The organism is Stenotrophomonas maltophilia group sp. Smal32, from assembly GCF_030237085.1.
Classification (GTDB): domain Bacteria; phylum Pseudomonadota; class Gammaproteobacteria; order Xanthomonadales; family Xanthomonadaceae; genus Stenotrophomonas; species Stenotrophomonas maltophilia_Q.
Genome location: NZ_JASJSI010000028.1, coordinates 39,102 through 48,779, shown reverse-complemented (window position 1 = coordinate 48,779; position 9,678 = coordinate 39,102). Strand labels below are relative to the sequence as shown.

General features: G+C 66.4%; 10 protein-coding genes. 5 read left to right on the top strand and 5 right to left on the bottom strand.

Features of this window, described 5'->3' with window-relative positions:
• Window positions 1–179: 179 nt before the first annotated feature.
• The 5 genes from QRO91_RS09295 to QRO91_RS09275 form a co-directional block, all read right to left on the bottom strand.
• Window positions 180–563 carry a hypothetical protein gene (locus tag QRO91_RS09295; RefSeq protein ID WP_049430156.1) on the bottom strand — a complete coding sequence of 128 codons (384 nt, stop codon included), beginning with the start codon at window positions 561–563 and terminating at the stop codon, window positions 180–182.
• A gap of 153 nt (window positions 564–716) precedes the next feature.
• Complete coding sequence (locus QRO91_RS09290) at window positions 717–1,355, bottom strand: hypothetical protein (RefSeq protein WP_049430154.1); 639 nt, start codon at window positions 1,353–1,355, stop codon at window positions 717–719.
• A gap of 344 nt (window positions 1,356–1,699) precedes the next feature.
• The gene (locus QRO91_RS09285; protein ID WP_049430152.1) at window positions 1,700–1,975 is read right to left on the bottom strand and encodes a hypothetical protein; all 276 of its coding nucleotides are present in this window, start codon (window positions 1,973–1,975) and stop codon (window positions 1,700–1,702) included.
• On the bottom strand, window positions 1,976–4,312 hold the full coding sequence (locus QRO91_RS09280) for a VapE domain-containing protein (protein ID WP_049430151.1): 2,337 nt from the start codon (window positions 4,310–4,312) through the stop codon (window positions 1,976–1,978).
• Window positions 4,313–4,423: 111 nt separating this feature from the next.
• Complete coding sequence (locus tag QRO91_RS09275) at window positions 4,424–4,801, bottom strand: hypothetical protein (protein WP_152906593.1); 378 nt, start codon at window positions 4,799–4,801, stop codon at window positions 4,424–4,426.
• Here QRO91_RS09275 and QRO91_RS09270 point away from each other — a divergent pair.
• From QRO91_RS09270 to QRO91_RS09250, 5 genes are all read left to right on the top strand, one after another.
• Window positions 4,800–5,024 (top strand): hypothetical protein, encoded by a 225-nt coding sequence (locus QRO91_RS09270; protein WP_005408344.1) that lies wholly within the window; start codon window positions 4,800–4,802, stop codon window positions 5,022–5,024. The two genes, QRO91_RS09275 and QRO91_RS09270, sit on opposite strands and share 2 nt — an antisense overlap.
• Window positions 5,025–5,035: 11 nt before the next feature.
• The gene (locus tag QRO91_RS09265) at window positions 5,036–5,290 is read left to right on the top strand and encodes a hypothetical protein (RefSeq protein ID WP_005408345.1); all 255 of its coding nucleotides are present in this window, start codon (window positions 5,036–5,038) and stop codon (window positions 5,288–5,290) included.
• A gap of 211 nt (window positions 5,291–5,501) precedes the next feature.
• Entirely contained in the window at window positions 5,502–5,888 is a 387-nt protein-coding gene (locus QRO91_RS09260; RefSeq protein ID WP_049430150.1) for a DUF2946 family protein, read from the top strand.
• 128 nt (window positions 5,889–6,016) lie between these two features.
• A complete protein-coding gene (locus QRO91_RS09255) occupies window positions 6,017–8,155 on the top strand; it encodes a TonB-dependent siderophore receptor (protein ID WP_197619837.1) in 2,139 nt (712 codons plus the stop codon).
• Between the two features lie 11 nt (window positions 8,156–8,166).
• On the top strand, window positions 8,167–9,672 hold the full coding sequence (locus QRO91_RS09250) for a PepSY-associated TM helix domain-containing protein (RefSeq protein ID WP_049430148.1): 1,506 nt from the start codon (window positions 8,167–8,169) through the stop codon (window positions 9,670–9,672).
• The last annotated feature ends 6 nt before the right edge of the window (window positions 9,673–9,678 follow it).

Sequence of the window (9,678 nt, the reverse complement as noted above, 5' to 3'; positions counted from 1 at the left end):
ATCCCGCCCAGCATCCCAGCAACGGCATACAATCCAGCTTGGCCACGGCCGGCCCCAGTTTGTAGTCTCGACAACCACAATCTAGCGGGTCGGCCGTGAGCCTCTCCCCTCAGATGGGAGAAGAACCAAAAAAAAGCCCCGGACGATGCCGGGGCTTCAGGACTGCAGGAGGCGCTGGATCAAAGATCGAATACCAGGTTGCCGCCGGTCTTGCGGGGGATGTACCCGGCGTCGCGCAGCCAGCGTGCCGCGTTGACCTGGTCCATGCGCTTGACCGGGAAGCGGTTGGCGAACATCAGGAAGCGCGCAACGGTGATCGACTCGCCCTTGCCCTTCAGGGCCGCGAGGGTTTCGACGAACCATGGCGCAGGCGGCTGCTGGCTGCCCGGGCGGGCCACGGTGCGCGACTGCCGGGTGCTGCCAGCATCGGCCTGGGCAGTGGCCAGCGTGCACAGCGAGATGAAGATCGCATCCAGGCTCACGTTGTCCTTGCTGCCCTTGGGCTGGGACTTGAACAACTCGATGGCCTTCAGGCGCGTCGACGTGAACTGTTCGACCTCCATGGCGTTTCCTCTTTGCGAAATGGGTTGGGGATGCAGGGTGACGACAGGTGCCGTCGGTGATGGGGGATGACCTTACATCATTTTCGCCGATGATGGGTCGTGGCCTGCGGTGGGTTCAGCGGACGGGGCCGCACAGCCGACCCCGATTCCGGCTCAGATCAGGCCGCGCGACAGCAGCTGGTCCAGCGATCTGCGGACCAGATCGGCCGGGGTGCCGTCGTTGTCGACTTCGATATCGACCAGTTCATGCGGCAGCGGCTGCTCGCTGGCATGAGGGTCATTGCTGCAATGGCCCGGGCGGTTGACGCGGATCACGACACCACCGCGGCGCCGGATCGCGCGCGCCTCATTGGCGAATCGGACGTCGGGTACCAGCCCGCCCTCGGGCAGGCGTGCGAACAGCGAGCGTACCCACAGTTCGGGATGGACGCGGTCACGTCCCCATTCGGTACCGGCGGTCTGCATCAGCTGGCGCGGGGTGAGTTCGGCCAGCCAATCGATGGCGTCCTCCTTGCGGCGGTCCAGTTCATGCAGGGAGAGCCCGAGGAGGGAGGCGACGAACTGGCGCAATGGGGCCGCGAAGCTGTCGCGTGGCAGCGCCAACGCCGATGCCAGCCCATTGGCGAGTGTGTCCTTGCCCGAGCGCTTGCTGCCGGCGATGCCGATGTAGAGCGGTACACGTGCGTGCGGCGCCGGCCGCAGGGCGATGCTGCCCAGTGCAGGGCCGGCACGGAACGCGGCCAGTGTGTCGGCAATCATGCGATGACCGCTGTCGAGGGAGGCGGGAATCATGCGGAATCTACTCCTGGAAGAATGCTGCAGGTGCTGGCGGGTCAGGAATCACGACCGGCGAGGCTGCGTGCGCGCAGGATGCGCTGGGTGATGCGCCCCCCCCCGGGACGCGGCCGCTATCGGGTCAAAACACAACATGGCAGTGCGCGTACGGCGGCCGGCCGCAAGGTGGTCGCGGATGGTCCGCTCGGACAGCACGGGTACCCGCTGGTGGATCTGCTGCACGGTCAGCTGCTCACCTTCGAAGGCATGCAGTCGGGGACGGGGCATGGCGGAAGCGCTCCTTGAAGGTGGCGGGCCGATACAGGCATCTTGCCTTTGCAGACGGCTCAAGGCAACACCTTTCATCTACTTGCATCATGACCTGGTCGATCTGGCTGGCGTGCGATCCACAGTCGCAATGCCGCCACGGCCAGGCGCTCACGCTCAACCGCGCCGCGTGCGGCCAGGACACCCTCGAGATACTGCTGGCGATGTCTGCGCGGACTGACCGCCGTCCAGCGCCCGTCGTTGCCCATGCGCCGGTAGCCGTCCAGTTGCAGCAGGCGGCGTGCTTCGCAGTGCAGGCGCCAGTCGTCGCTGCTGCTGTCAACGTCGCGACCATCATGCAGGCGTGGCATCTAGAACGGGCCTGCCGCATGCTCGGCGAGAGTGCGTCTGCGCTCTGGCATCAGCCAGACCTTGGCCCGCTCCTTGCCCACCACGCGGGTGCGTACGCCATGGCGTTTGACCACGTAGGCGGCGGCCTCGTTCACCTCGCGACGGTTGGGCTTGTCGATGCCCACCGCGATGACGATCTCGGTGGCGCGGTAATGCGCGCTCCAGTGTTCGGCAGGGAGCGACCAGTCGAAATGGCGATCGATCAGTTCGGCGATCGGCGAGATGGGTTCGTGTTCGCTGTTGGTGGCATTCAGCGCATCCAGTTCCTCGGCAGTCAGGTGCCAGGTCTCGCCGCTGCAGTACAGCGCATGGGCCTCTGCCCAGACCTGCTGCATGTCGATCCGTGCCGGTTCGCCCAGCGCCACGGCGTGCACGGTCCACCAGCGGGTGTTGCCGGTGGCATCGCGCAGGAAGCGTTCGTCGTTGACACTGGCAAACAGGATGGTGCGCCGTGCGTAGCGGGATTCGGTGCGCGCGTAGGGGCGGCGGATCTCGTCATGGCTGCGCGAGATGAATGATTTCAGCGCCGCGATATCGGTACGGCGGAAGGTGGCATCGACCTCGCCCAGTTCGACGATCCACTTGGAGATGACCTGCTTGACGCTGTCCTTGTTGGCCGGATCGAGCACCACGCCATCGGCGATCAGCTGCAGCTCGGCCGGCGCCAGCTGCCGTGCCCAGCGCGTCTTGCCCAGGTTCTGCTTCGAGACGAACGTCAGTACGCCGCGCGCGACCACGCCATCGGGCTCAAAGGCGGCCGCCACGCCGGAGATCAGCCAGCGCCTCATCAGGACCTCCTTCAGCACGCGGCCGTCGGCCATGCGCGTGGGCTGGGCTTCCTGCACGGTGTCGAAGAACGCCTGCAGGCGGGACTGGCCATCCCACGGCCGTGAGGTGATCCAGCTTGCGACCGGGTTGTAGGGATTGGCTTCGGCCACCTGGCACAGGTTGGTCTCGAAGCTGGCGGTGGCCATGCCGGCGCGGTGCATGCAATCCATCACTTCGCCCGCCGCGACTTCCTTGGCGTTGTCCACGGTCGTGTGCAGCCCCGGGACCAGGATTTCCAGGTCCTTGCGGATGACGTTGTAGCGCACGGTCACACCGGTACGACGGCACAGCTCGGCCAGGTTGCGGGCCGTTGGCAACGGCCGCCCGCGCGCGCTGGTGTCGGGAAACGGGGTGAAGGCATCGAATGCGGACAGGTTGCCAGGCACCTGGTAACGCGCGCTGGCCGATGACGGCGCATCGTCCGGCGCCACGTCGTCGCCTGCTGCGGGCGGTGCGGGAGGCAACAGCTGGGTACGCACGGCGTCCAGCCCTTCACGCAGGTGCAGCTCGTTGAAGTCGGTAGGACGGTCATCGTCGCCATGCAGCGCGGCGAACTCGGGCCAGGCCACGCGGGCATCGATGTCCGCGGCAGCCTGCGTGGCCAGGGTGACGCCCGGGTTGTCCAGCGGCTGCCGCGTCCATTGATCGTTGTCGGCACACAGCACGAACGATGCGTCCGGCATGGCGCCGCGCCAGGCCCGGGCGACCGCGCCAAGGTTGCCTGCATCCCAGGCCACCACTACGCACCAGCCCGTGGCCTGGTGGATGGATGCGGCGGTGGCATAGCCCTCTGCAATGGCGATCGGTTGGCCAGGGGACGGCTTGCCGATGACATGGAAGCAGCCCTGCTTGCGGCCACCGGAAAGGAAGTCCTTGTCGCGGCCAAGTGCTGGATCCACGCGGGGAAAGATCGCCTGCAACGAGACGATACGGCCCGCGCTGTTCATCACCGGCACCAGCAAGGCATTGTCGATATGGCGGAAGACCAGGCCATCGCTGTTGCGCACCGGCCACGGCGCCACGCGCAGGCCATGTGCGTGGATGCCCTTGCGTACCAGATAGGGGTGCTGGACGTCGGCGGGAATGGCACGGTTCCACAGCACGTTGGCGGCCTTGGCGGCGGCGTCCTCGCGCTCGCGCTGATGCCGTTCGCGCTCGCTGCGGGCCGCTTCCTGGCGTTGCCGGATGGCGCGCTGCTCGGCGGCGCTCAACGCGGTCGGCGATTTCGCGCACCAGGCATGGCGGGTGCCGGTCCGCCAGCTGCCGAACTCGCCGGCCGGCACGTGGTCTCCAAACAACACGGCCCACCCGTTGCGCGTGCCACGACGGTCGCCTTCCACATGGAAACGCACCAGCGTGCCATCGGCGTTGAGCGCGTCGCGGCCGCGCGCGTCCGGCACGATGCCGTGCGCGTGCATGGCCTGCAGGAACGCGGGAACGATGTCCTGCGTGGGATGCGGTGTGTGCATTCGACGGAGCCCCTGGGAACGTGGATCGGTCCACGGCGGCCGATGGCGGCCAACGTGCTGTGCAGTGCCTGGCTTGTGCAGGTCACGCGGCGGCGGACCGATGCGGCGTGGTCAGGACGTGATGGGTGGTGGTGACACGTTCATGGTGTCGGAATGGGGCTTCTTTTGCAACACCTTACAACCCCTTTCATCCCCGGTCGCGACCAAGCCGACCAGTACACGTTGGATCTGCGATGGCGTTTGCAGATTGCTGTGATCGTGCCGATGCGTCGCAGTTGGCGAGAACCGGTTTTCGGATGATGCGATCGCCGTCAGCGACGGCCCTTCGTTTCTCTCCACCGCGCCTTCGGGCGCCCGTGCACAAGGAGCCTGCATGTTTGAAATCCACTGCAACCACGAACGCCGATCCGCCGCGGAATCCGCGTCGTTGACGGTCGTTGCGACGTTCTCAATCGGTGCGACCACCCCTCGATAAAATACAACCCGCATGACGGACACCATCGACGAAGCGCAGGAAATGGAAGCGCGCCACCTGCAACGCGCCCTGGCCCAGCACGCAACGCGGGCCAGCAACGTTGCCCCTCTCACTCCCATGGGGGAATGCCACAACCCGGACTGCAGCGAAGACTTCGACAACGATCCGGCAAGGCTGTTCTGTGGGCCTGCCTGTGCCGAGCGTTTCGAAGCCATCCATCAACACCGCAACGCATAGGAACAGGGGACATGTCTCTGAACAGCAACGACGCTGGCTTCACCGAACGCATCGCCGGTTTATCGGCCGAGCTCGCCGTGCTGGTGAGCCTGGTGGAGAACCACATCCATCTGCAGCTGGCTGATCTGGCCGACTCGGGTGATGTGGATGCACAGGAGCGATTCGCGGTAGCCGATCCGGAGCGCTGGTTGGAGAACGCCCGCAACAGCCTGCAGGCGGGTGTCATGTTCCTGGAGCGCGCGGTGCAGCAGCCGGCGCGGTTCTAGTCATCCGGTGCGGGGACGGAAGGGGCCGGCCAGGCTGCCTTCCGTCCCCCTCGGGCAGTGGACGATCCCCTGCGCTGGAGGCTGCGTCATAACGTCGCACCGGCGGCAGGGCAACCCTGAACGTGGTCCAAGGTTGGTCGCAGGCCCGTAGAATGGCTGGGTGCGTCGTTCTGTCCTCCACCGCCGGTTCCAGGCCCTGGCATGGCTGGCCATGCTGCTGGTGCTGCTTGCCCCGCTGGTGAGCCGCTGGCTGGCGCATGGTCACGTTGCAGCGGCTGTGCCGATGGCGGCGATGGATCATTCCCAGCATGCGCAGCATGCGATGGAGGGCCATCACGGGCACCACGCGATGGCGATACAGCAGGGCGAGGCCGCAACGAAGCCGGCCGTCGATCCACACGCCGAGCATGAGATGGGCGTGGACTGCGACTACTGCCTGATCGCCGCACGGCTGATCACCCTGCTGGTGGCGGCATTGCTGCTGCTGGCACCGGTGGTATCGATATGCCATGCGTTGCGGGGTGCAGTGCAGGCGTTGCCACAGCGGGTCAGCGGCACATTGGGAGCGCGCGGGCCACCGGCCTTCATGGCTGCCTGAGCCACACGCGCAGTGCATTGATCGCCTTCCATGAGGTTGCCGGCCACGGCCGGCGCCCGCACGCGCGTGTCTGTCCCTTTCTGATTGCTGCCCCGCCACTGCGGGGTGGCCTTGCATGCCGTGAACAAATGAAAACGAACCCCAACTCCGCGCGCCTGCGCCGGGCGACGCTGCCTGTGACGTGCGCGTTGCTCCTGCACAGCGCCTCCGTACTTGCCGCCGATGCGGCACCACCGACCACGCTGGATACCGTACGCGTGATCGACACCCGCAGCGGCGAGCTGTCATCCACCGCCAGCGCAGGCTCTGCGTTGGGCCTGAGCGTGCTGCAGATACCGGCCAGCCTGACGGTGATTTCGCGCGCGCAGCTGGAACAGCGCGGCGACACCAACCTCAACGATGCGATCAGCCGCGCCGGTGCGATCAGTGCGATGCCGCACCCGGGCAATGGCCTGAGTGCGCTGTCCAGCCGTGGCTTCACCGACGGCGCTTCAGTGATGCGCCTGTACGATGGGCTGCGCCAGTACGGCGGCGTGGGCATCACGTTCCCGTTCGATACCTGGTCCATCGAGCGCATCGAAGTGCTGCGGGGTCCGGCCTCGGTCATCCATGGCGATGGTGCCATCGGCGGGGTCATCAACATCGTGCCGAAGAAGCCGACGCGCGGTGCCATCGAGAACGAGATCAGCGTGACCGTGGGCAGCGAGGACACCGCACGCCTGGGCTTCGGCAGTGGCGGCGCGCTGACGCCAGAGCTGGCCTACCGCGTGGACGTGAGCGGCAACTACAGCGGTGGCTGGGTTGATCGCGGGCGAAGCAGTGATGCCACCTTCTCCGGCGCACTGCTGTGGCAGCCACGCACGGACCTGAAGCTGACCCTGACCCATGCGCAGGGCCACCAGAAGCCGATGCGCTACTTCGGTACGCCCCTGGTGGATGGCCGACAGTTGGACGCACTGCGCCACCGCAACTACAACGTGGAAGACAGTGACATCCGCTTTCGTGACCGCTGGACGCAACTCGATGCGCTGTGGACACCGAATGCGAACGTGGAATGGCGCACGCGCGTCTACCAGATCGACAGCCAGCGCGACTGGCGCAATGCCGAGGCCTATGTCTACAACCCGCGAACCGGGTTGATCGATCGTTCGGGCAATACCCAGATCACCCACAACCAGGACCAGACCGGCCTGACCTCGACGCTGCGCGTGCAGGGCAGTGTGGGGGGGCTGCAGAACAATTTTGCCGTAGGCCTGGACGCCAACCGTGCGCACTTCAAGCACACCAACAACACCTACGCCGGCAGCTCCGGCCCGGTCGATCCGTTCCATCCGGTGCCGGGGCAGTTCGCCAGCGATGCGCCGAACCTGCCGCGCTATCGCAATGGTGCCGAGCAGTACGCGCTGTTCGTGGAAGACCACCTGACGTTGAGCGAGCGTTGGTCGGTGCTGGGTGGGCTGCGCCATGACCGCGCACGCATCGAACGCACCGATCTGATCAGCGGCCAGAGCGCATTCTCGAAGACCTACAGCAGCACCGGCTGGCGCGCAGGCACGGTGTTCGCGCTGCGCCCGACGTTGAGCCTCTACGCGCAGTACTCGCAGGCGGCGGACCCGGTCAGCGGCCTGCTGATGATCAGCCCGGCCAACGGTGCTTTCGACCTCGCCAAGGGACGGCAGGTCGAGGTGGGCCTGAAGCAGGCGTTTGACGGTGGCGAGTGGACCCTGGCGGCCTATCGCATCCGCAAGACCGGCTTGCTCAGCCGCGACCCGCTGGTGCCGGATCGCCGGGTACAGGTGGGCGCGCAGACCTCGCGCGGCATCGAGGCATCGTTGAACTGGGCCTTCGCGCCGCGGTGGTCGCTCGATGCCAATGCCACGGTGCTGAAGGCCGGGTTCGAGGACTTCCTGGAAACCACCGGTTCGCCGGCAGTACTGGTCCCGCGCGATGGCAATGTGCCGCCGAACGTGGCTGAGCGCCTGGCCAATGTGTGGGTGAGCTGGCAGTTCCTGCCCGACTGGAGCGCGGCCGCAGGCGTGCGTTACGTCGGCAAGCGCTACGCCGACAATGCCAACACCCTGGAACTGCCCGGCTACAGCACCACCGACCTGGCGCTGACCTGGCAGGCGTCACCGCGCACGCGGTTGTCGGCGCGCCTGTTCAATGTGTTCGACAAGGCGTACTACGCCACGGCGTACTACACCAGTACCCAATGGCTGCTGGGACCGGATCGGCGCGTCGAGTTCACCGTCGACCATCGGTTCTGAGGGCACTGGCCATGTCGTTGCGTTCCACTGCCAAGCGCTGGACCTATCTGGTGCACCGCTGGCTGGGCATCGGCGGATGCCTGTTGATGCTGCTGTGGTTCATCAGCGGCATGGTGATGCTGTTCATCGGCTACCCGAAGTTGACGCCCGGCGAGCGGCTGGCAGCGTTGCCGGTGCTGGGTGACGCAGGGGATTGGCGAGGACTGTCGGCGCTGCCGGATGCTGTACAGGCCGAACCGGAAGCCGTGGCCCTGACCACGGTGGGCGGTGAAGCGGCGTATGTAGTGCGCAGCGGCAGCAACGTCGGTGCGTGGTCGGTACGGACCGGCCAGGCGCTGCTGCCGGTTTCCGCCCAGCGCGCCGAAGCGTCGGCCGCGCAGTTCGCCGGTGGGCAGGCCTTCGTTGGGGCGATGCGCGTGGATGAGGACCGCTGGACCCATTCGCGCGCGCTGGATGCGCATCGGCCACTGTACCGGGTCGAGGTGGGCGGCGCGCAGCCGGGGGATGTGTATGTGTCCTCGCACACCGGCGAAGTGGTGCTGGACGCGCCGCGCGTGCAGCAGCGCTGGAATTACGTGGGTGCGTGGCTGCACTGGCTGTACTTCCTGCGCATGCAGTCGGTCGATCCGGTGTGGACGTGGGTGGTGATCGTGCTTTCAGCGTTGTGCACGGTGGCGGCAATCAGCGGCATCGTGGTGGGTGTGTGGCGCTGGCGCTTCCGTGGGCACTACCGCACTGGCGCGAAGACGCCGTATGTCGAGCCGTGGATGCGTTGGCACCACCTGATCGGGCTGGTGGCAGCGGCATTCGTGTTCACCTGGATCTTCAGCGGACTGATGTCGATGAACCCTTTGGGCGTCTTCAGCAGCACGCGCGAGGCGATCGACAGTGAACGCTATCGTGGCGGCGCGGCAGCCGTGGATGGAATGCTGGGTGAGCCTGCAGCACTGCTGGCGGCGGCGGGTGCCCGGAACTTCAGGCCAGTGGAGGTCCAGTGGCGGCGCATCGGCGGCGAACTGTTCGCAGTGTTGCTGGATGGGCGGGGTGATACCCGCATCGTGTCCAGCGCAGATGGAGAACTGCAGGTCTTGCGGAAACTGCCTGCGGATTGGCTGCAGCAGAAGGTGCGCGCCATGTCTGATGCGCCGATGCAGGGATTCGCGGTCCAGCAGGCGCCGGACGCGTACTTCTATCCGCGCTCACCTGAAGCGATGAACGGTGCAGCCGTACGCCGCTTCCCGGTGGCGGTGGCGGACTTCGGTGATGCAGAGGCGACGCGCGTCTATCTCGACCTGGCCACCGGCGATCCACTGCTGACGATGGGACATCGGGAGCGTGTCGGGCGCTGGCTGTTCTACTTCCTGCACAGCTGGGACCTGCCGGCGATGCTGCGCTTCGATAGCGCCCGATTGGCTGTTCTGCTGTTGTTGAGCGTTGCGGGTACGGCGTTGTGCGCGACGGCCGTAGTGATTGGCTACCGCCGGTTGCGGATGAAGCTGCGGCGCCGGCGACGCTGATGTCGC